This window comes from Actinosynnema sp. NPDC091369, from assembly GCF_044757065.1.
In the GTDB taxonomy this organism is placed as follows: Bacteria; Actinomycetota; Actinomycetes; order Mycobacteriales; family Pseudonocardiaceae; genus Actinosynnema.
In genome coordinates, this window is the sequence record NZ_JBIVUG010000001.1 from 1,276,768 (window position 1) to 1,297,075 (window position 20,308).

Below are 20,308 nucleotides of genomic sequence, written 5' to 3' on the forward strand. Positions count from 1 at the left end.
TCATCTAGGCTTCCGCACCGTGCGTGTCCTGGTCATCGGGTCTGGCGCCCGTGAACATGCCCTAGTCCTCGCCTTGTCGCGGGACCCTTCGGTGATCGCGTTGGCCTGTGCGCCGGGCAACGCCGGCATCGCCGGGGTGGCGGAGACCTACGGGGTCGACGTCACCGACGGCGGGGCCGTCGCGGCGCTGGCCAAGGAGTGGAACGCCGACCTGGTCGTGGTCGGGCCGGAGCAGCCCCTGGTGGCGGGTGCGGCGGACGCCGTGCGCGCGATCGGGATCCCCTGCTTCGGCCCGTCGGCCGCGGCGGCCCGCATCGAGGGCTCCAAGGCGTTCGCGAAGGACGTCATGGCCGCCGCGGGCGTCCCGACCGCCGTGTCGGAGATCGTGGACAACCCGGCCCGGCTCGACTCGGCGCTGACCCGGTTCGGCCCGACCTGGGTCGTGAAGGACGACGGCCTGGCCGCCGGCAAGGGCGTGGTCGTCACCACCGACCGCGCCGTGGCCCGCGCGCACGCCATGACGTTGCTCGACCACGGCCACCCGGTGCTGCTGGAGTCGTTCCTGGACGGTCCGGAGGTGTCGCTGTTCTGCCTGGTGGACGGCGCCACCGTGGTGCCGCTGCTGCCCGCGCAGGACTTCAAGCGCGTCGGCGACGGCGACTCCGGCCCGAACACCGGCGGCATGGGCGCGTACTCGCCGCTGCCCTGGGCACCCGCCGACCTGGTGGACAAGATCGTGGCCACCTGCGTCCAGCCGGTCGTGGACGAGCTGGCGCGCCGCGACACCCCGTTCACCGGCCTGCTGTACGCGGGCCTGGCCCTGACCTCCACCGGGCCGCAGGTCATCGAGTTCAACTGCCGGTTCGGCGACCCGGAGACCCAGGCCGTGCTGGCCCTGCTCCGCACCCCGCCCGCGGCCCTGTTCCACGCCGCCGCCACCGGCGCCCTCGCCTCCGTGCCGCCACTGGAGTGGGCCGAGGGCTACGCGGTGACCGTCGTGGTCGCCGCCGAGGGCTACCCGGGCCGTCCGCGCACGGGTGACATGATCGGCGGCGCCGAAGCCGAGGGCGTCCTGCACGCGGGCACCCGCCGCCGCGAAGACGGCGCCGTCGTCTCCACCGGCGGCCGCGTCCTGTCGGTCGTCGGCACGGGCACCACCCTGTCCGACGCCCGCGCCGACGCCTACCGCCGCATCGCGGGCGTCCACCTGACCGGCTCCCACCACCGCTCGGACATCGCCCTGCGCGCCGCGAACGACGAGATCACCGTCCCCTAGCACCGACCGCCCGACCACGAGAACCTCCGACCACCGCCTCGGCGGAACCAAGTCGGAGGTTTCTTCGTCCAACCTCAGACCCGGCTCACGCGGTCGTTGGTAGCCTCGAACCGGGTTCAAACCGTTACCGACCGTACGGGGGTAGGACGTCGTGGAACCGGAGACCGGCCTACTGGGAGCCGTCGCCGCGGCTGGGGGAGCCGTCGGCAAGGCGGTCGGCGCGATGTTCGCGGCGGAGAAGCAACTGAGCGACACCCTGGCCGCAAGGCCGGCGTCGGGCCAGAAGTTCGAGGTCAACAAGGACACCGTGCTCCAAGCGGGCAAGGTCATCCGGGATCAGGCCGATGCGCTGGCGAAGAAGCTGCGGACCAGCGAGCGCAACCTGCTGGTCGATCTGCCGGCGGGTTCGGACCCGGTCAACACGAGCATCGCGGCGGCGTGGAACTCCAGGCTGACCAGCGGCGAGGACAGCTACGCCGGCCGCGTGGAGCAGTACATCGCCAGCCTCGACGACCTCGTGGAGCAGTTGCGTGGCGTCGCGGCCCAGTACGGGTTCACGGAGGACGAGGTCACGTCCGCCTTTGGAGCGAAAAGTGCGCAGTAGGTTCCGAGGGGGCTTGGTGCTCGCCCTCGCCACAGGTCTCCTCGTGGCGGGCTGCACGGCCGAGGAACCGGGCGATCCGCGACCGACCACCGGTGCCGGGTCGACGTCGAGTGCGTCCGGGTCGCCGACGACCACGCGCTCGGCACGCCCGAAGGAGATCAAGCTCGACGGGCTGGACCCGTGCAAGGCGTTGTCCGCGGACCAGATGACGGAACTGGCCGTGACCGAACCGGAGCCGCAGGAGAACGACCTCAGCGGCATCGGGAAGTTCCCCCTCTGCGACTACACGGGGATCGGGTCCCCTCGGCGCGGATACGGGATCGGTCTGGTGACCAGCGCGGGCATCGAGCACTGGCAGGGCAGCGGCAACGTCGACGTCGAGCGCACGGAGGTGAGCGGTTACCCGGCCGCTCAGGTGGTGCTCACCGGGACGAACGACGTGATGTGCTCCATCGCGGTCGACGTCGCCGACGGGCAGCACCTCCTGGTGGACTTCAACCCGCTCGGTGACGATTTCTCGCAGGACAAGATGTGTCAGAACGCGAAGAAGGCGGCTGAGCTCGCGCTCGTCACCTTGCCGACGTTGGCGTGAGGGGGAAGCCATGGGCTATCGAGACATCACCGACTTCCGGTTCCAGGGTTACGACAACCAGGCGTTGGCGACCCTCGTCCAGCAGTTCCAGTCGGGTGACGCGGCGCAGAAGTTCAGCGACGCGTCGCACGCGTTGCGCGAGCTGTCCGCCAGCCTGACCGAGGTGGACGAGACCCTGCGCGCCGAGCTCAAGAAGCTGGGCATCGACTGGCAGGGCGCCGCCGGTGAGCAGGCCGGGCAGAAGACCACCGTCATGGCCGACTACGCGGCAGAGGCCGACGAGGCGGCCAGGCAGAACTCACAGGCGACGGCCGTGCAGGGGGCGACGTACAGCCAGACCCGCAACGGGATGCCCGAGCCGCAGAAGTTGCGCGGTGACACGGAGACCAACGTCGGGGACGAGTTCCTCGGGTTCTTCGGGCACGAGACGGATCACGCGAAAGAGGTCAAGGAGACCCAGGCGGCGCGGGAGCAGGCCATTCGGGGGCTCGACCAGTACACCGAGGCCAGTCGGGACGCGTTGAACCAGTACCAGGGCATGAACAAGCCGCCGCAGTTCGAGGTGACGACGGCGTCCAGCGTCAGCACGCCGGTCGCCGCGGTCGGGCAGCCCGGGGTGCCGGCGCCCTCCATCCCCGGTGGTGTGCCCGGCGGCGTTCCCGGTGGTGTGCCGGGCGGGGTGCCCGGTGGGTCGGTCGGGGTGCCGCCGCAGGTGCCCGGCATGCCCGGTGGCTCCACGGGGTTGTTGCCGTCCACGCCCGGTGGGTCGACGGTGTTGCCGCCGGCGGCGCTGGGTGGGGTGAAGCCCGGTGGGTCGAACTTCGGGTTGGGGCTCGGGCTCGGGTTGGCCGGTGGGCTCGGGTTGGGGCTCGCGGCGACGCAGGCGCGCGGTGCGCGGCTCGTGCGCAACCCGGCCCCGGCGATGCCCGGCGCCGGCAAGGTGCCCGAGGGGCCGGCCGGTGGCAAGGGCACCGGTGGCGGTGGTCCGGCGGGCAAGGGCGGTGTGCCCGGGATGCCCGGCACGTTGACCGGCAAGCCCGGCATCTCCGCGACGATCGGCGCGATCGACCCCGACGAGCGGGTGCCCGGTCGTGGCGCGGCGGGCGGCAAGGCGGGCTCCGGCAGTTCGATGTTGCAGCCGGCAGCCAGCGCCAAGGGCGGTCCGGGCGAGGAGGACGGCGAGCACGTGCGCAAGTACGGCGTCGACTCCGACGACGTGTTCGGTGACGAGCGGATGGTCGTGCAGTCGGTCATCGGCGACGACGAGACCGAGAAGAAGTGAAGTGAGCGGCACGGTTGTCCTGTCCACGCTCGAGTTCGACGTCGCCTGGGAGGGTGAGCGGCTGACCCGCCGCAACGTGGCGCTGGACGTGCCGAGTCCGGGCATCACGCACACCGAGCGCGCCGGGTTCGTGGAGCAGGCGTGGGCGTCGCTCGCCGAGCGCGGGCTGGCGGCCAACCGGCGGCTGACGCCCGAGCTGGCCGACGCGTTCGCGCTGCTGGCCAACCCGCAGCTGTCGATCGACCTGTGGATCTGGGTGGACCGCCGCAAGATCAAGGGTCTTGCGGCGGCGGCCGGCGAGGAGGCCGTCCTCGCCGTGGTCGACGGCGACGAGGTGTGGCTGATCGAGTCGCGGGCCGGCGCGCTGGCCGAGTCGGCCGTGTCGGTGGCCGGTGAGATGCCCGCCGGGCACGGCCGGTCGATCAGCCTGCCGAACGACGTGCTGCGCGCGGCCGGCAGCGAGGCCGGGCTGGACGCGGAGAAGCTGGTGCTGGCGCTGGAGCGGCACGGGCTGCCGCTGCACGAGGCGCAGGAACTGGCGGGCATGTGCGACGGGATGAGCACCCGCGGCCAGTTCGGAGTCGAACGCGCCCAGCACGGCGGGCCGCCCGTGCGCGCCAACCGCGTGGTCGCCTGGCACGACACGCCGTCCGGCCGGTACCTGCACCAGGTGCGGCCCAGTTCGGACGGTCGCAACTGGAGCACGATCACCCCGATCGACAACGCCCGCCTCGCCGGGTGCGTGTGGGAGCTGGTGCAAGAGGTCTGAGTTCCCGCGCGGCGAAACGGAACCCGATCGTCCTCACCGGCGTCAGTTCCGGTGCGGGCCTGGGGGGCCGGAGCAATGCCCGCCGTCATTCGGGAGTGACGTCTGGTGACCACTGCGACGCTCAGCGCCACCGCGTTCCGCACCGCCTGGGAACACCTCGACCTCGGCGCCATGCCGATCGTGCTGCACGTGCCGGACGAACCCGCGCCGTGGAGCCACCTCACCGCCCAGGGACTGGCCCGCGGCGGCGAACTCGACCCGTGGCTCGGCGCGGCGTTCAAGCTGATCGCCAACCCGCCCCGGTCGGCGGACCTGCGGCTGGGCATCGGCAGAGCCGCGGTGCGGGCACTGGCCGCGTCCACCGGCCCCAGCTCGGTGCTGGCCGTGCTGACCCGCGACCTGCTCACCGTGCGGGAGGTCGACGTCGACCTCGCCACCGCGCTGGTCGGGTTGCTGCCGCGACTCCCCGACGGCCTGGTCGGCGGGCCGGACCTGCGCGGCCAGTTCGGCGCGGCGGCCATCGATCGGAGCGGGCGACGACAGCGGGCGGCGGACGTGGTCGACTTCCACGGGCCGACCGAGCCGGACCTGCTGCGGAAGAGGATCACCGCCCTGTTGGACGAATTCACCGGATAACGCCCCGGCGGTCTCCGGTTCCGCCCTACAGTCGGGGAATGGCGGTAGCGAAGTTCAACGCCGAGGCGATGGAGCAGTGCCGGAGCACGGTGAGCACGCAAGCGGGACAATTCGGCGCAGTGGGTGACGGCTTTTCCGGCCATTACGCCGAACCGGACATCTTCGGCACACTGGCGAGTTCGGGCGGGCTTTCCGCGGCGGCGTCCGAACTCGACCGGAAGGCGGGTGCGGAGTTCGCCGCGGCCGAGTCCGTGCTGGGGAAGGTGGAGCGCGCGATCGACGCCGTGCAGCAGTCCGTGGTCGACGTGGAGGCCGCCAACGCGGGCTCCTTCCGGGCGGTGTGAGCTGATGGGAGCCTCGGACGAGGTCGCGGCGCTGCCCGGCGGGCAGGCGTTGGCGCAGCTCGCGGCCAAGGTCGACACGGCCCGGCCGGACGCCGTGAAGCAGATCGCGGACCGGTGGAAGCAGGCCGCCGTGAAGGCGGTGGAAAGCGGTGCCGCGGTCCGGCAGTCGGTCACGCGGCTGGACGACGCGTGGCAGGGCGGATCGGCCGACGGATTCGTCGCGTACATGGAGGGATTCACCAAGAGCGGGAATGCGCTGACCGACGCGTTGACCGCGGCGGCCGGTGATCTGGAGTCCGCCGCGGCGGCGTTGGAATCGGCGAAGTCTTCGGTCGAGCGCATTTGCGAGAACCTGCTCAGCCGGGTGCGCCGGCTGCGCCGGCAGGCGCACGGCATGCCGCAGGAGGACGTCGACTCCGCCATCCGGGGCCTGTGCCGGGAAGCGGCGGGTGACGCCCAGCCGGTGATCGACCAGGCCGAGCAGGCGTTGAGCGCGGCGCTCGGCGCGTTGAAGGGCCGTGCGGGTGCGATCACGCCCGCGTTCTCCACGATGGCGGACCCCGACACGCAGCCGTTCACGCCCGCGCCGGGCAAGGCGATCGAGTGGACCCCCACGCCGGAGCCACCGCCGTCGGACGACCGGACCACGCCGTCGTCCACGCCGTCGCAGCCCGCCGGCCAGTCGCACGGGTCCGGCGGGGGCTCCCAGGGCTCCGGCTCCGGCTCCGGCGGGGGAGGCGGTGGCGGTGGCGGCATGGGTGGACTCGGGCCCAGCGGTGGCCCGCCGTCCAGCGGCCCGCCACCCGGGAACGTGGAGGAATGGATCCGCGAGGCCATCAAGATCCTCCAGGCCAACGGCATCCCGGTGACCGAGGACAACATCGACGAGATCTGGACGATCATCGAGAAGGAGTCCGGCGGGAACCCGCACGCCCTCAACGACTGGGACTCGAACGCAGCCAAGGGCACGCCGTCGAAGGGGCTGATGCAGTGCATCGACCCGACGTTCCAGGCGCACAAGCTGCCCGGGCACGACGACATCTGGAACCCGGTCGACAACATCATCGCCGGCGTCCGCTACACGTTCTCGCGCTACGGCGGGTTCGACGGGCACCCGGGCCTGAAGTCGATGGCGGGCGGAGGCGGCTACCAGGGCTACTGACGGCCGGGCGGTGGCTGATCGGTCCCGCGCGTCAGGGCCAGGTGTTGGCCTCGGCGGCGAACAGCTCGGCGGAGCTGTGCACCGGGAGCACGCACAGCAGGTGGCCGCCGGCGCGCGCAGGACGCGGCACTCCAGCCACCGCGACACCTCGGTCGCGCCCAGGGCCAGCAGGCGGGCGGTCTCCGCCTCGACGTCGTCGGTCTCGATGTCCAGGTGGAAGCGGGGGGGCGTCGTCCACCGACTGCACCGAGGCGACGAGGCCCGGCAGCGCGCCGTGCAGGGAGGTGAACTGCTCCTCGCCCGGCACCGGGCGCGCGGTCGCGCCGAGGGCCGCCGCCCAGAACGCCGCGGCCCGGTCGGCTTCGGCTTCCGGCGTGTCGATCAGCAACGCGTACACGCGGCTCCGGTGCATGCCGACGACAGTAGTGGTGACCTGCGGATCTTCCGGGTCGGTCGATTAACCTGGCCCGCATGCCAGGTGTTGCCAGTCGTGCCGATGTGCCTCCCTTCCACGTCATGGAGGTGCTGTCCGCCGCGGCGCGGCGGCAGCGGGTCGTGGGTGACGTCGTGTCGTTGGCGGCGGGCCAGCCGTCCAGCCCCGCGCCCACACCCGTGCTGGAGGCCGCGCACCGGGCCCTGCGCGAGCAGACGTTGGGCTACACCGAGCAGTTCGGCATCGTGGAGCTGCGGGAGGCCCTGGCGGGGCACTACGACCGGCAGTACGGGCTGGCGGTCTCGGCGGACGACGTCGTGGTGACGACCGGGTCGTCGGGCGGGTTCCTGCTGGCGTTCCTGGCCTCGTTCGAGGCGGGTGCCCGCGTCGCGCTGGCCCGGCCCGGCTACCCCGCCTACCGCAACATCCTCACCGCGCTGGGCTGCGAGGTGGTCGAGCTGGCTTGCGGGCCCGAAACGCGGTTCCAGCCCACGGTGGCGATGCTGGACGACGCCGGGCCGCTCGACGGACTCGTGGTGGCCAGCCCGGCGAACCCGACCGGCACCGTGCTGGCGCCGGACGAGCTGGCCGCCCTGGCCGGCTGGTGCGCCGAGCACGACGTGCGGCTGGTCAGCGACGAGATCTACCACGGCATCAGCTACGGCACGCCGCTCGCGTGCGCCTGGCAGACCTCCCGCGACGCCATCGTGGTCAACTCCTTCTCCAAGGCGTTCGCCATGACCGGCTGGCGGCTGGGGTGGATGCTGCTGCCGCCCGACCTGCGCCGGGCGGTGGACCGGTTGACGGGGAACTTCACGCTCTGCCCGCCCGCGCTGGCCCAGCACGCGGCCGTCGCCGCGTTCGAGCCCGAGTCGTACGCGCAGACCGAGCGCCTGGTCGAGGGGTACCGCCTCAACCGGGACGTGCTGCTCAAGGGCCTGGCCGACCTCGGCATCGACAAGGTGGCGCCCGCCGACGGCGCCTTCTACGCCTACGCCGACGTCTCCCACCTCACCGACGACTCGATGGACTTCTGCTGCCGACTCCTGGACGACACGGGCGTCGCGATCGTGCCGGGCATCGACTTCGACCCCGTGCGCGGGCACGAGTTCATCCGGATGTCCTTCGCGGGGGCCGGCCACGACATCGAAGAGGCGCTGCGGCGACTGGGCGCTTGGTTGTCGTCATCATGATGACAGTTGTACTCCCGATCGAGGGCGCTGTGGGGAACTGATCGAGTGCGCCAGTCGTTCGGGTGACATGGTCCGGATAATCCTGTGGCTGCTCGCGGCCTGGCTCGTGATCACCGTGCTCGGCGCCGTGATCAAGGGCGTCTTCTGGCTCGCGGTGATCGGTGGCGTGCTGTTCCTCGGCACGGCCGCGTACGGCGCCATCAAGAGCTCCAAGCGCCCGAAGGGCATCAAGGGGCCCTGATCCCTGCCCGTTCGTCCTCACGAGCTGGTAAAACGTCGAGCCGGCCCGCACCATGGGTCGGTGTTCGAGACCGATGAACGCCGCCTCGCCCGGTGGGAGCGCCGCGGCGAGTGGCCGCTGACGGGCCTGGCCGTCCTGTTCGTGGTGGCCTACGCCTGGCAGATCCTGGACAACCGGTCGACCGCCGGCTTGGACGCCGTGCTGGAGGTCGTCCTCTGGCTCATCTGGCTGATCTTCGCGGTGGACTACGTCGCGCGCTTCGCGCTCGCCGTCGACAAGCGCAGGTTCGTCGTCACCCACCTGTTCGACCTGCTCGCGGTCCTGCTGCCGATGGTGCGCCAACTGCGCGTGCTGCGGCTGATCACCGTGCTCAAGGTGCTGAACAAGCGGTTCGCGGGCCGGTTCCGGCAACGCGTCGGCGTCTACGCCGCGGGCGTCACCGTGCTGGTCGGGCTGTGCGCTTCGCTGGCCGTCCTGGACGCCGAGCGCAACCACCCGGACGCGTCCATCACCACGTTCGGCGACGCCGCGTGGTGGACGCTCACCACGATCTCGACCGTCGGGTACGGCGACCGCTACCCCGTGACGTGGGAGGGACGGCTGGTCGCCGCGCTGCTGATGATCGGCGGCATCGCGCTGCTGGGTGTCATCACCGGCACGATCGCGTCCTGGCTGGTCGAACGGCTCAGCGGGGTCGAGGACTCGGTCGCCGAGGCCGAGCAGGCGACGGCGGCCGAGCTCCGCCTGGTGCGGGCGGAGCTGGCCGAACTCCGCGAGGAACTGCGCGCCGCGCGAGCCCGGAGCACCTAGAACCGGGGCGCCTAGAACCAGAGCAGCCGGAACCCGGGCGGTGGAGCAGGTCCAGGGGTCAGGGCGCGAGAACCTCCCGGGCGTGCGCGGGACCGCGCCACAGCACGCCCTGGAGCCCGGCGGCGATGGCGCCGTCCACGTTGACCTGGCGGTCGTCGAAGAACACGCAGTCCGCCGGCTCTGCCCCGATCCGCTCCGCCAGCGCGGCGAAGATCCGGGGGTCCGGTTTGGCCACGCCGAGGTCGCCGGAGAACACCAGGTGCTGGAAGTGCCTGGTCCAGGGCTCGCGCTCGGCGGTGCGCGCGAACGACACCGGCGCGTTGGACAGCAGCGCCAACGGCACGCCCGCCGACGCCAGCTCCGCCAGCAGCTCCACCACCGCGGGCTCCGGCCGCAGCCACCCGCGCACGTCCACCTCGGTCAACCGCCGCGCCAGCTCCTCGTCCACCGGCACGTCCACCGCCGCCCCGACCGCGCGCCAGTAGTCCCGGTCGGCCTGGCCCGTGTCGTACGGCTCCCGCAGCGCCCAGTACCCGCGCGAGAAGTCCTCGACCGGCACCCCGAGCAACGCGGCCAGCTCCGGCAGCGCCCCGGTCGGCTCGCTGATCACCTCGCCGTAGTCGAACACCACCCACCGCACCTCAGCTCACCGACCCGATCCGGCGCAGCGCCTCGGCCACGTCGTCCGCGCCCACGTCGCGGTGCAGCACGAAGCGCACCTTGCCCGCCATCGGCCCGGCGAACACGCCCAGGTGCCGCAGCCCGGTCAACGTCACCTCCAGGTCCGGCACGCCCGCCAGCACGATGTTGGTCTCCGGCTCGTCCACCTGCCAGCCCAGCTCCGCCAGGCCGCGGGCCAGCGCCCGCGCGTTCGCGTGGTCCCGGGCCAGGTCGTCGATGCGCTCCAGCCCCACCAGCCCCGCGGCGGCCAGCACGCCACCCTGGCGGACACCGCCGCCGAGCATCTTGCGCACCCGCCGCGCTTCGGCGACGAACGTCGACGACCCGGCCACCACCGACCCGACCGGCGCGCCGAGCCCCTTGGACAGGCACACCTGGACGGTGTCGACGCCGACCGTCAGCGCCGCGGGCGGCAGGCCCAGCGCCACGGCCGCGTTCCACAGCCGCGCGCCGTCCAGGTGCACCCGCAGCCCGGTCTCCCGCGCCGCCGACACCAGCAGCGCGTGCTCGTCGGGCTGCGTCACGGCCCCGCCGGCGGCGTTGTGCGTGTTCTCCAGGCACAGCAACGTGGTGCGCAGCGTGTAGTACGGCCCGGACGTCCCGGCCGCCGCGCGCACCGCGTCGGCCGAGGCCCGGCCGGGTCCGGCGTCGCAGTCCAGCGGGTGCGGCATCCCGCCCGCGATCCACGCGGCCGTGCCGAGCTCGTTGTCCAGCACGTGCGCGCCGCGCGGCGCGAGGAACCGGTCGCCGGGCCGCAGGTGCACGGTGAGCGCGATCAGGTTGCCCATCGACCCCGACGGCACCCACAGCGCCGCGTCCACGCCCAGCAGTTCCGCGACGCGGTCCTCGAGCTGCCGCATGGTGGGGTCGTGGTCGAGCACGTCGTCGGCGACCTCGGCCCTGGACATGGCCAGTCTCATGGCCTCGTCCGGCTGGGTGACGGTGTCGGAGCGGAAGTCGAGCGGCGAGAGCTGGGTCACGAATGGATCACATCACACCGGGCAAGCCCTGACCCAGTCGCGTCGGCGGTACCACGATGGGGGTGACGCAAGTCTCGGTGAACCGGCGTGCAACCGTTGCCGCCCCCGGTTCCGTCCGGTAAGTGCAAGCACGACGAGCGGAGAGAGTCCGCGTGGATCAGCGCGACGAGCAGGAGTTCGCGGAGTACTTCGCAGCTCGCCGGGAGGCCGTGCGCCGAACGGCGTTCCTGCTCTGTGGTGACTGGCACCGGGCGGACGACCTCGCGCAGACCGCGTTCGTCGCGCTGCACCGCAGGTGGCGCAAGGTCCGGGACAAGCAGGCCCTGGACGCCTACGTTCGCCGGACCCTGGTGCGCGCGGTGATCGACGAGTCACGGCGGCCGTGGCGGAGGGAGCGCTTCGTGGACGAGGTCCCGGAGACGCCTTCGGGCGACGGCGAGCTCGGTGACTCGGTGGCCACGCGGCAGGCGCTGGTCGCGGGGTTGCGGCGGGTGCCGCCGAGGCAGCGGGCGGTGCTCGTGCTGAGGTTCCTGGAGGGCCTGGACGTGGCGGCGGCGGCCGAGGCGCTGGGGTGCTCCGAGGGCACGGTGAAGAGCCAGACCTCCCGGGGTCTGGAGGCCCTGCGCGAGGCGCTGGGCGACTCGATCGAAGACTTGCGGCCGGCGTCGTGAGCGGGAGGAGGAGGTAGGTGGACGAGCAGAAGCTGGGCGAGCTGTTCCGCGACGCGGCCCGTGACGCGCCGCCGCCGTCCTTCGGCGTGGACGCCGTGCGGTCGGCCTCGGCGCGGGCGACCGCGCGGCGCAGGTCGGCCATCGCGGTCGGCTCCGCCATGGCGGTCGTGCTCGTGTTCGGTGGCCTGGTCGTCGGCGCCGACCTCCTGGGGACCTCGTCCGGCGGCGAACTGGCCTCGGCGGGTTCCGCTCACGACACCCCGTCCCCTAACGTCACACCTTTCACCGCCGGTGAGCCGGAGATGGTGCCGAAGGGCGCGCAACCGGACCGCAGCGGTGAGATGTCGCCCGAGAGCATCCCCGAGGACTCGTCTACGCAGGGGGACGATCCACCGGGGAGTGCCGACCGCACGTCGGTCGGCAGCGCCCAACGCGGGTGCGTTGAGGTGGACCGGGAGCTCGCCGTCGCCCTCGCCGACGAGCTCCCGGTCGCCAACGCCGACGACGCCGCCGCGGCCTGCTTCGGTGAAGGGCGGGGGGTGAGCTTCGCCGTGCACGACGGTGACGCCTACGGCACCGTGATCGCGGTGGTGGTGCCCGCGGGCGCGACCGGCCTCGTGCCCGCCGGGGCGGTGTACTCGCGCGCCACGACGGCCGGTGGGCAGGAGCTGTACGTGCTCAGCCAGGCGGGGGAGGGCTCGCCGAGAGCCCCGCTCACGGGTGAGCTGACCCGGATCGCCCGCCGGCTCGCGACCCGGTCCTGAGTCGCGGAGAGCGGGATCACCCGACATTCTAGTACTGGCGTACCACTAATTTGGTACGGTTGTGCCAGATTGGGAGGTGGTCGTCATGGCGTGGGCCGTGCTCATCGTGTCCGGCTTCTTCGAGGCCGGCTGGGCGGTCGCGCTGAAGCTGTCCGACGGCTTCAGCAGGCTGTGGTGGACGGTGGCGTTCGCGGTGTTCGCGCTGATCAGCTTCGCGGGCCTGGCGTGGGCGATGAAGCAGCTGCCCGCCGGACCGGCGTACGCGGTGTGGACCGGCATCGGGGCGGCGCTCACCGCCGTGATCGGCATGGTCTGGCTCGGCGACGGCGTCAGCACCCTCAAGCTGGTCTCGCTCGGCCTGATCGTCAGCGGTGTCATCGGCCTCAACCTGGCCGGCGGCGGGCACTAGTACCTTTCCTGCAATGACAGCCGCAACGCCGAAGGGCGAACGCCGGCGCCAGGCGCTGGTCGAAGCCGCCGCGAGCCTGTTGGCCGACGGCGGCTTCGACGCGATCCGGCACCGCGCCGTCGCCGAGCGCGCGGGCCTGCCGCTGGCCTCCACCACGTACTACTTCGACTCGCTGGACGAGCTGGTGACGGCGGCCCTGGAGTTCCACGGCAACGCCGAGCTGGCCTACGGCAAGGCCCGGCTGGACGAGCTGGACCCGGCCGAGTGCGGCGGCGACGCGTTCGTCGAGCTGGTCCTCGACCTGCTGCTCGGGCCGTCCGGCGACCGCGACGCCGAAGCCGTGCTGCTGCGCTACGAACGCCTCGTCGCCACCGGCAGGCGGCCCTACCTGCGGCCGCTGATGCGCCGGATGTCCGGCGAGCTGCACTCCCTGCTGTTCGACATCTTCACCCGGGCCGGTCAGCCGGTCAGCCGCGAACGCGTGGAGGAGCTGATCGCGCTCGTCGACGGGGCCGTGGTGAACGCGCTGATCGAGATCAGCCCGGACCCGAGGGCCGCCGCCCGCCGGATGCTGCGCAAGTCCATGCAACCCCGCTGACCCCCGCCGCGTGGAACGGGGTGGGGGCGCGGAAGGGGACTTGAACGCATGCGCGAGGCCGAGGAGCGGGGCTTCCGCGACTTCGCGGTGAGCCACGCCGCGTCGTTGCGGCGCACCGCGTACCTGTTCTGCGGCGACTGGCACATGGCCGAGGACCTGATGCAGGCCAGCCTGCTCAAGCTGTACCAGGCGTGGCACCGCATCGAGTGGCGCGACAACGCCTCCGCCTACGCCCGCAAGGTGCTGCTGCGCACCTGGCTGGACGAGAAGCGCAGGCCGTGGCGGCGCGCCGAGCAGCGGGACGGCGAGCTGCCCGACGTCGCCGACGCGACCGCCGACCCGGAACGGGCGGGCGAGCAGCTGTGGGCCCGCGACCTGGTGCACGCCGCGCTGCTGCGCGTGCCGCCGGGCCAGCGGGCCGTGCTGGTGCTGCGGTACTTCGAAGACCTCCCGGTCAGCGAGGTCGCGGTGGCGATGGGGTGCACCGAGGGCACGGTGAAGAGCCAGACGGCGCGCGGTCTCGTGGCGCTGCGCGCGGCGGTCGAGCAGCTGGAGCGAGGGGCGGTGGTGGCGTCATGAGCGAGGCAGACCTGCGAGAAGGTCTCCGGGCCGCGGTCGGTGACGAGCCGCCGTTGCACTTCGACCCCGACGAGCTGATCCGGCGCGGCCGGCACGAGCGCAGGCGGCGGCGCGCCCTGGTGGCCGTGGCGCTGGTGACGCTCGCGCTCACCGGCACCGTGCTGGCCCTGCCCGGCGTGCTGGAGCAGCGGACGGCGGTCGACGCGGCGAGCGGGCCGGTGCTGACGACCGCGGCGTCCCCGACGCCGTCCTCCCGCCCCGCACCGCTGTCCACGACCGTGCGGCCGGCCACCACCGCGCCGATGGCCACGACCGGCGCCAAGTCGTTCCTCTCGGGGTACCTGACCGGGCGGTTCGGCGAGCTCGTGCCGGGCGCGAAGGTGACGGCCGTCCAGGTCAACGAGGTGCTCGACGCCGATCCCGTGCACTTCAGCGCCGTCGTGCGGTTCATCGACGGGATCGGCCCGAGCGGGGTGGTGGTGCGTTTGATCGCGCCGTCGGCGCGGGACCCCCTCGCCCGGTTCTGCGACGAGGTCGAGTGCGACGAACCGCAGTCGCGCGGGGACGGCACCCGGATCGCGACCGGGGTGACCGGCGACCCGGCCACGAAGGTGGTGGTGTCGCGCGCGGTGGCGCACCAGCGCGCGGACGGTTCGGTCGTCCAGGTCACCGCCTACGGGTACGACCCCGGTGCGGGCTCGGAGCTGCGGGAGGTGGCGCTGACGGTCGACCAGCTCGTGCGGCTGGCCACCGACCCGAACCTGGCCCTGCCCTGACGCTCCCCGGCGTCCGGTCCCCCGTCCGGGCGAAATATGCTGGTCACGTGACGGTCAAGCCCCGCATCGCCAATGTCCTCGCCGGTCGCTACGCCTCCACCGAGCTGGCCACCCTGTGGTCCGCCGAGCACAAGATCGTGCTGGAGCGGCGGCTGTGGCTCGCCGTGCTGAAGGCGCAGGCAGAGCTCGGCATCGACGTGCCCGCCGAGGCCGTCGCGGACTACGAGCGCGTGGTCGAGCAGGTCGACCTGGCGTCCATCGCCGAGCGCGAGCGCGTCACGCGGCACGACGTGAAGGCGCGCATCGAGGAGTTCAACGCGCTGGCCGGGCACGAGCACGTGCACAAGGGCATGACCTCGCGCGACCTCACCGAGAACGTCGAGCAGCTCCAGGTGCTGCGGTCGCTGGAGCACGTGCGCGGCAAGACCGCCGCCGTCCTGGCGCGCCTGGCCCGCCGTGCCGCCGAGCACACCGACCTGGTGATGGCGGGCCGCTCGCACAACGTCGCCGCGCAGGCCACCACGCTGGGCAAGCGGTTCGCCACCGCGGCGGACGAGCTGCTGGTCGCGTTCCGCCGGCTGGACGAGCTGATCGCCCGCTACCCGCTGCGCGGGGTGAAGGGCCCGGTCGGCACCGCGCAGGACATGCTCGACCTGCTCGGCGGCGACCGGGACCGGCTGGTCGAGCTGGAGCGCCGCGTCGCGGGCCACCTGGGCTTCACCAGCGTGCTGACCAGCGTCGGCCAGGTCTACCCGCGGTCGCTGGACTTCGACGTCGTCTCGGCGCTCGTGCAGCTGGCGGCGGGTCCGTCGTCGCTGGCCAAGACGATCCGGCTGATGGCGGGCCACGAGCTGGTCACCGAGGGCTTCAAGGCGGGCCAGGTCGGCTCCAGCGCGATGCCGCACAAGATGAACACCCGGTCGTGCGAGCGGGTCAACGGCTTCGCGGTCATCCTGCGCGGCTACCTGTCCATGGTCGGCGAGCTGTCGGGCGACCAGTGGAACGAGGGCGACGTGTCGTGCTCGGTGGTGCGGCGGGTCGCGCTGCCGGACGCGTTCTTCGCGTTCGACGGGCTGCTGGAGACGTTCATCACGGTGCTGGACGAGTTCGGCGCGTACCCGGCCGTCGTGGCCCGCGAGCTGGACCGCTACCTGCCGTTCCTGGCGACGACGAAGGTGCTGATGGCGGCGGTCCGCGCGGGCGTCGGCCGGGAGGCGGCGCACGAGGCGATCAAGGAGCACTCGGTCGCCGTGGCGCTGGCCATGCGCGAGGAGGGCCTGGCCGGCAACGACCTGCTCGACCGCCTGGCCGCCGACGACCGCCTGCCGCTGGACCGGGCCGCCCTGGACGCCCTGCTGGCCGACCGGCTGTCGTTCACCGGCGTGGCCGAGCAGCAGGTCGCGGACGTGGTGCGGCAGGTCGAGGACGTGCTGGAGCGGTACCCGACCGCGGCCGGCTACGTGCCCGAACCCATCCTGTAGCTCGCGAGGTCGCGTCGATCGTTCGCGGCCTCATTCCCGGCGATCACGCTTTTCGAGCGTCGGGAATCAGGGCGTGAACGATCGACTTCCCGGCGACCGAGCCGCCGTCTGCGGAGCAGCGGCCGTCAAACCCGGTCCCAGACCAGGCGGCCCCGGCGGGTCTGCTCGCACACCAGCTTGCGGCCCGCCGGGTCGACCGCCGTCGCGCCCTCCTCCTCGCACGGGAAGCCCTCCAGGGCCACCTCGTCGAACCGGGGAGGTGTCGTCGTCGGCTCGGCCGGCGGTTGGGGCTGCGGCTGGACCTGCGGCGGAGGCGGTGGCGGGGGCGGTTCGGTGGTCCCGGCGACCGTCGGCGGCGGTGGCGGCGTGGTGGTGGTCGTCGCCGGGCGCACCGAGATCTCGGCCACCGCCGGGATCGAGGTCACGGGCGCCGAGCTGGACGTCGTCGGGAGCACCACCGGCTCCGGGCTCGCCGACGGCTTCGCGCAGGCGCCCGTGAGCAGGAGCAGGAGCAACCCGCCGCTCGCCGCGACCGGTGCTGCGAATGGCTTCCGATGGACCACGCCCAGCAGAGTAGGGCTCACCCGTCCGATACCCCAAGTGGCGTCTCCCGAGCGGCCTAAAGGCGGCCCGCCTCGATGATCCGCCGCAGGAACTGCCGGGTGCGCGGGTGCACCGGCTCGCCGAGCACCTGCTCGGGCGGTCCGGACTCCACCAGCCGGCCCCCGTCGAGGAACACCACCCGGTCGGCGACCTGCCGGGCGAACCCCATCTCGTGGGTGGCCATCAGGATCGTCCGACCCGCCACCGCCAGCTCTCTGACCAGCGCCAACACCTCGCCCACCAGCTCCGGGTCCAGCGCGCTGGTGATCTCGTCGAGCAGCAGCAACCGCGGCGAGTAGGCCAGCGCCCGCGCGATCGCCACCCGCTGCTGCTGCCCGCCGGACAGCTGCTCGGGGTAGCCGCCCGCGCGGTCGGCCAGGCCGACCCGGTCCAGCAGCTCCAGCGCGTTGCGCTCGGCCTCCTCGCGCGGCACGCCGTGCACCACGCGCGGCGCGAGGGTGATGTTGTCCAGCACGCTCATGTGCGGGAACAGGTTGAACGCCTGGAACACGATCCCCATCGCGCGCCGCGCCACGTCGGCGTCCACCCGCGGGTCGGACACGTCCACCCCGTCGAGCAGGACCTGGCCGTCGTCCAGCTCCTCCAGCAGGTTCACGCACCGCAGCAGGGTCGACTTGCCCGACCCCGACGACCCGATCACGGTCACCACCTCGTGCTCGCGCACGTCGAGGCTGATCCCGTCCAGCACGGTGTGGTCGCCGTACCGCTTGACCACGCCCCGCACGCTCAGCACCGGCTCGGTCATCGTCCCCCCTGACGGCGTCGCGCCCGGCGGGCCAGCGCGTCGGCGAACCGCGCCGTGGGCACGGCCAGCAGCACGAACAGCAGACCCGCCACCACGTACGGGGTGAAGTTGAACGCCCGCGCCTGCTCGATCTGCGCGGCCCGCACCGCGTCCACCGCGCCCAGCACGGAGATCAGCCCGCAGTCCTTCTGCAGCGCCACGAAGTCGTTCAGCAGCGCGGGCATGACCCGCCGCACCGCCTGCGGCAGCACGACCAGCCGCAACGTCTTGCGTGGGCCCAGGCCCAGCGACCGGGCCGCCGCCACCTGCGACGGGTGGACCGATTCGATCCCGGCCCGGAACACCTCCGCCACGTACGCGGTGTAGGCGAGCACGAGCGCCGCGCCGCCCAGCACGACGAAGTCGTTCGGCACGCCGGTCAGCCGCAGCGCGGGCAGCCCGAACCCGACCAGGTACAGCAGGATGATCAGCGGCAGGCCGCGGAACAGGTCCACGTACGCCGTGGCCAGCACCCGCAGCGGGAACCACACCGGGCCGCGCAACGTCCGCACCGCGGCCACGACCAGCGCCAGCACCAGGATCAGCGCGCCGCACACCACCAGCACGCGCAGGTTCAGCCAGAGCCCTTCCAGGACCGCGGGCAGCGAGCGCCACGCGATCTCCACGTTGAAGAACGACTGCCGCACCCGCGGCCAGCCCGGCGCGCGGGAGACCGTGACGCCGACCGCGACGGCGAACACGGCGGTCGACAGCAGGGCGACCAGGGTGGACCGCCGCGAGCGGGAGCGCTTGTAGGCCAGGCGCTCCCGCTGCAGCTCGCTCGTCACTTCAGCTCGGGTGCGGTGCCCGCGGAGGACAGCCACTCCTGCTCGATCCGGTCCAGCGTCCCGTCGGCGCGCAGGTTCTCCACCGCGGTCGAGACGCACGCGGTGAGCGGGCTGCCCTTGTCCAGCACGATGCCGAACTGCTCGGGCTTGCCGTCGCCCGGCGGGACCTGCCCGATGATCAGGCCGTCCTCCAGCTCCGCGGACGTGATGTAGAACGCGGTCGGCAGGTCCACCACCAGGGCGTCGATCTGCCCGGCGCGCAGCGCGGCCTTGCCGTCGTCGTTGGTGTTGTACACCGCGACGTCCTGCTCGGGTTGCAGGCGCTGGGCGGCGTCGAAGCTGGTCGTGCCGACCTGCGCGCCGACCTTGACCTGCTTGAGCTCGGCCAGCGTCTGCACCGAGGCGGCCTTCGACGACTTCAGCGTGATCACGGCCTGGGCCACGTCGTAGTACGGCGCGGAGAAGTCGACGGCCTGCCGGCGCTCGTCGGTGATGGAGAACTCGTTGAGGTCCATGTCGTAGGTCTTCTTGCCCGGCTGGATCGCCGCGTTGAACGGCACCCGCGTCCACACCACGTCGGTCTTGGCGTAGCCCAGCTCGTCGGCCAGCGCGTAGGCGACCGCGGACTCGAAGCCCTTGCCGTTGGTCGGGTCGTCGTCGACGAACCACGGCTCGTACACCGGCTGGTCCGTGCCGAAGGTGATCTTGCCCGGGGTGAGGGTGGGCAGCTTGTCCTTCGTGCAGGCCACGCCGTCCACCTGGTTGGTCGGCGGCGTGGTCTGGTCCGCGGGGGCGCAGGCGGCCGCGAGGACGGCGGTCACGGCGAGTATCAGTCCGGGTGCACGCATAGGGTGAATCTTGCCGCAGGTGGGAAGGGTCGTCCCCGAACCGGCGGCAAGTACGCTTCGGCCCGTGCCCAAGCTCGCTGACTACCGGCTGGTCGCCGCAGGCAAGGTCCGTCAGGTCCACGAGGTGGACGACGACCTGCTGCTGTTCGTGGCCTCCGACCGGATCTCCGCCTACGACCACGTGCTGACCACCGGGATCCCCGACAAGGGGCGGGTGCTCACCGCGATGAGCGTGTTCTGGTTCGAGGAGTTCGCGGACCTGGCGCCCAACCACCTGGTCGCGTGGGACGACCCGCGCATCCCCGCCGAGGTGCGCGGGCGCGCGCTGCTGGTGCGGCGGCTGGACATGGTCCAGGTGGAGTGCGTGGCCCGCGGCTACCTGACCGGTTCCGGCATGGCCGAGTACCGGCAGACCGGGTCGGTGTGCGGTGTGGAGCTGCCGCCGGGGCTGGTGGAGGCGTCGGAGCTGACGCCGCCGATCTTCACGCCCGCGACCAAGGCCGAGCTCGGCGCGCACGACGAGAACGTGTCGTTCGAGCACGTCGAAGCGCAGGTCGGCGCGTCGCTGGCGGCCCGGCTGCGGGACGTCACGCTGGAGGTCTACGGCGCGGCGCGGGAGTTCGCCCGCTCGCGCGGCGTGATCCTGGCGGACACGAAGTTCGAGTTCGGGCTGGACCGCTCCGGCGCGCTGGTGCTCGCCGACGAGGTGCTGACGCCGGACTCGTCGCGGTACTGGCCGCTGGACGGGTACGCGCCGGGGCACGTGCAGCCGTCGTTCGACAAGCAGTACGTGCGCGACTGGCTGACCTCGCCCGCGTCCGGCTGGGACCGGGCGTCCGACACCCCGCCGCCACCGCTGCCCGACGACGTCGTGGCCGCCACCCGGTCCCGGTACGTGGAGGCGTACGAGCGGATCACCGGGCGGTCGTTCGCGGACTGGCCCCGCCCCGAGGAGACCGGCCCCGAGGAGACCGGCCCCGAGG

General features: G+C 72.6%; 24 protein-coding genes and 2 pseudogenes. 19 read left to right on the forward strand and 7 right to left on the reverse strand.

The features are described 5' to 3' along the window. Positions 1 to 19: 19 nt before the first annotated feature. The 8 genes from purD to ACIQMJ_RS06330 all read left to right on the forward strand — a co-directional run bounded on the left by purD (position 20) and on the right by ACIQMJ_RS06330 (position 6,665). Positions 20 to 1,276 carry a phosphoribosylamine--glycine ligase gene (gene purD / locus ACIQMJ_RS06295; protein WP_499759889.1) on the forward strand — a complete coding sequence of 419 codons (1,257 nt, stop codon included), beginning with the start codon at positions 20 to 22 and terminating at the stop codon, positions 1,274 to 1,276. 151 nt (positions 1,277 to 1,427) lie between these two features. Continuing rightward, complete coding sequence (locus ACIQMJ_RS06300) at positions 1,428 to 1,880, forward strand: hypothetical protein (RefSeq protein ID WP_499759890.1); 453 nt, start codon at positions 1,428 to 1,430, stop codon at positions 1,878 to 1,880. Between the two features lie 16 nt (positions 1,881 to 1,896). Then, positions 1,897 to 2,472 carry a DUF3558 domain-containing protein gene (locus ACIQMJ_RS06305; RefSeq protein WP_499759891.1) on the forward strand — a complete coding sequence of 192 codons (576 nt, stop codon included), beginning with the start codon at positions 1,897 to 1,899 and terminating at the stop codon, positions 2,470 to 2,472. Positions 2,473 to 2,482: 10 nt separating this feature from the next. Next, positions 2,483 to 3,754: a PPE domain-containing protein gene (locus tag ACIQMJ_RS06310; RefSeq protein WP_499759892.1), complete on the forward strand. Its 1,272-nt coding sequence runs from the start codon at positions 2,483 to 2,485 to the stop codon at positions 3,752 to 3,754. A gap of 1 nt (position 3,755) precedes the next feature. Next, positions 3,756 to 4,523: an ESX secretion-associated protein EspG gene (locus ACIQMJ_RS06315; RefSeq protein ID WP_499759893.1), complete on the forward strand. Its 768-nt coding sequence runs from the start codon at positions 3,756 to 3,758 to the stop codon at positions 4,521 to 4,523. Positions 4,524 to 4,628: 105 nt separating this feature from the next. Next, positions 4,629 to 5,159, forward strand: coding sequence for an ESX secretion-associated protein EspG (locus ACIQMJ_RS06320; RefSeq protein WP_499759894.1), 531 nt, complete (start codon positions 4,629 to 4,631; stop codon positions 5,157 to 5,159). 38 nt (positions 5,160 to 5,197) lie between these two features. After that, entirely contained in the window at positions 5,198 to 5,503 is a 306-nt protein-coding gene (locus ACIQMJ_RS06325; protein ID WP_499759895.1) for a hypothetical protein, read from the forward strand. Between the two features lie 4 nt (positions 5,504 to 5,507). Beyond that, on the forward strand, positions 5,508 to 6,665 hold the full coding sequence (locus ACIQMJ_RS06330; protein ID WP_499759896.1) for a transglycosylase SLT domain-containing protein: 1,158 nt from the start codon (positions 5,508 to 5,510) through the stop codon (positions 6,663 to 6,665). Between the two features lie 165 nt (positions 6,666 to 6,830). On the opposite strand, the pseudogene ACIQMJ_RS06335 reads toward ACIQMJ_RS06330, so the two are convergent. Further along, positions 6,831 to 6,878: pseudogene (locus tag ACIQMJ_RS06335) on the reverse strand (hypothetical protein); the annotation flags it as partial. Between the two features lie 258 nt (positions 6,879 to 7,136). On the opposite strand from ACIQMJ_RS06335, the gene ACIQMJ_RS06340 reads away from it, so the two are divergent. The 3 genes from ACIQMJ_RS06340 (at position 7,137) to ACIQMJ_RS06350 (ending at position 9,342) form a co-directional block, all read left to right on the forward strand. Next, a complete protein-coding gene (locus ACIQMJ_RS06340) occupies positions 7,137 to 8,291 on the forward strand; it encodes a pyridoxal phosphate-dependent aminotransferase (protein WP_499759897.1) in 1,155 nt (384 codons plus the stop codon). A gap of 67 nt (positions 8,292 to 8,358) precedes the next feature. Then, complete coding sequence (locus ACIQMJ_RS06345; protein WP_170232135.1) at positions 8,359 to 8,532, forward strand: hypothetical protein; 174 nt, start codon at positions 8,359 to 8,361, stop codon at positions 8,530 to 8,532. Positions 8,533 to 8,592: 60 nt separating this feature from the next. Beyond that, the gene (locus ACIQMJ_RS06350) at positions 8,593 to 9,342 is read left to right on the forward strand and encodes a potassium channel family protein (RefSeq protein ID WP_499759898.1); all 750 of its coding nucleotides are present in this window, start codon (positions 8,593 to 8,595) and stop codon (positions 9,340 to 9,342) included. Between the two features lie 58 nt (positions 9,343 to 9,400). Here the strand turns inward: ACIQMJ_RS06350 and ACIQMJ_RS06355 are convergent, their stop codons facing one another. Together ACIQMJ_RS06355 and ACIQMJ_RS06360 are read right to left on the reverse strand one after the other, a co-directional pair. Then, complete coding sequence (locus ACIQMJ_RS06355) at positions 9,401 to 9,982, reverse strand: HAD family hydrolase (RefSeq protein WP_499759899.1); 582 nt, start codon at positions 9,980 to 9,982, stop codon at positions 9,401 to 9,403. 1 nt (position 9,983) lies between these two features. Beyond that, a complete protein-coding gene (locus ACIQMJ_RS06360; protein ID WP_499759900.1) occupies positions 9,984 to 11,003 on the reverse strand; it encodes a threonine aldolase family protein in 1,020 nt (339 codons plus the stop codon). 152 nt (positions 11,004 to 11,155) lie between these two features. On the opposite strand from ACIQMJ_RS06360, the gene ACIQMJ_RS06365 reads away from it, so the two are divergent. From ACIQMJ_RS06365 to purB, 7 genes are all read left to right on the forward strand, one after another. Further along, on the forward strand, positions 11,156 to 11,674 hold the full coding sequence (locus tag ACIQMJ_RS06365; protein WP_141980029.1) for a SigE family RNA polymerase sigma factor: 519 nt from the start codon (positions 11,156 to 11,158) through the stop codon (positions 11,672 to 11,674). Positions 11,675 to 11,691: 17 nt separating this feature from the next. Continuing rightward, entirely contained in the window at positions 11,692 to 12,438 is a 747-nt protein-coding gene (locus tag ACIQMJ_RS06370) for a hypothetical protein (protein ID WP_499759901.1), read from the forward strand. Positions 12,439 to 12,523: 85 nt separating this feature from the next. Then, positions 12,524 to 12,847, forward strand: coding sequence for a DMT family transporter (locus ACIQMJ_RS06375; RefSeq protein ID WP_121000540.1), 324 nt, complete (start codon positions 12,524 to 12,526; stop codon positions 12,845 to 12,847). A 13-nt stretch (positions 12,848 to 12,860) separates the two neighbouring features. Further along, a complete protein-coding gene (locus ACIQMJ_RS06380; protein ID WP_499759902.1) occupies positions 12,861 to 13,445 on the forward strand; it encodes a TetR/AcrR family transcriptional regulator in 585 nt (194 codons plus the stop codon). Between the two features lie 48 nt (positions 13,446 to 13,493). Further along, a complete protein-coding gene (locus ACIQMJ_RS06385) occupies positions 13,494 to 14,024 on the forward strand; it encodes an RNA polymerase sigma factor (RefSeq protein WP_499759903.1) in 531 nt (176 codons plus the stop codon). Then, positions 14,021 to 14,800 (forward strand): hypothetical protein, encoded by a 780-nt coding sequence (locus ACIQMJ_RS06390; protein WP_499759904.1) that lies wholly within the window; start codon positions 14,021 to 14,023, stop codon positions 14,798 to 14,800. The genes ACIQMJ_RS06385 and ACIQMJ_RS06390 overlap by 4 nt, the downstream gene beginning before the upstream one ends. Before the next feature lie 47 nt (positions 14,801 to 14,847). Further along, positions 14,848 to 16,281 (forward strand): adenylosuccinate lyase, encoded by a 1,434-nt coding sequence (gene purB / locus ACIQMJ_RS06395; RefSeq protein WP_499759905.1) that lies wholly within the window; start codon positions 14,848 to 14,850, stop codon positions 16,279 to 16,281. A gap of 125 nt (positions 16,282 to 16,406) precedes the next feature. Here the strand turns inward: purB and ACIQMJ_RS06400 are convergent, their stop codons facing one another. From ACIQMJ_RS06400 to ACIQMJ_RS06415, 4 genes are read right to left on the reverse strand one after another with little or no spacing between them, the layout of a single operon-like run. Further along, positions 16,407 to 16,844, reverse strand: a complete 438-nt coding sequence (locus ACIQMJ_RS06400) for a hypothetical protein (protein ID WP_499759906.1) — start codon at positions 16,842 to 16,844, stop codon at positions 16,407 to 16,409. A 56-nt stretch (positions 16,845 to 16,900) separates the two neighbouring features. After that, the gene (locus ACIQMJ_RS06405; protein WP_499759907.1) at positions 16,901 to 17,650 is read right to left on the reverse strand and encodes an amino acid ABC transporter ATP-binding protein; all 750 of its coding nucleotides are present in this window, start codon (positions 17,648 to 17,650) and stop codon (positions 16,901 to 16,903) included. Continuing rightward, positions 17,647 to 18,477, reverse strand: coding sequence for an amino acid ABC transporter permease (locus ACIQMJ_RS06410; protein WP_499759908.1), 831 nt, complete (start codon positions 18,475 to 18,477; stop codon positions 17,647 to 17,649). Before ACIQMJ_RS06410 ends, ACIQMJ_RS06405 begins: the two co-directional genes overlap by 4 nt. Next, positions 18,474 to 19,325, reverse strand: a complete 852-nt coding sequence (locus tag ACIQMJ_RS06415) for an ABC transporter substrate-binding protein (RefSeq protein ID WP_499759909.1) — start codon at positions 19,323 to 19,325, stop codon at positions 18,474 to 18,476. Before ACIQMJ_RS06415 ends, ACIQMJ_RS06410 begins: the two co-directional genes overlap by 4 nt. Before the next feature lie 64 nt (positions 19,326 to 19,389). Here ACIQMJ_RS06415 and ACIQMJ_RS06420 point away from each other — a divergent pair. Continuing rightward, a pseudogene (locus tag ACIQMJ_RS06420) lies at positions 19,390 to 20,274 on the forward strand (phosphoribosylaminoimidazolesuccinocarboxamide synthase); the annotation flags it as partial. Positions 20,275 to 20,308: the final 34 nt, after the last annotated feature.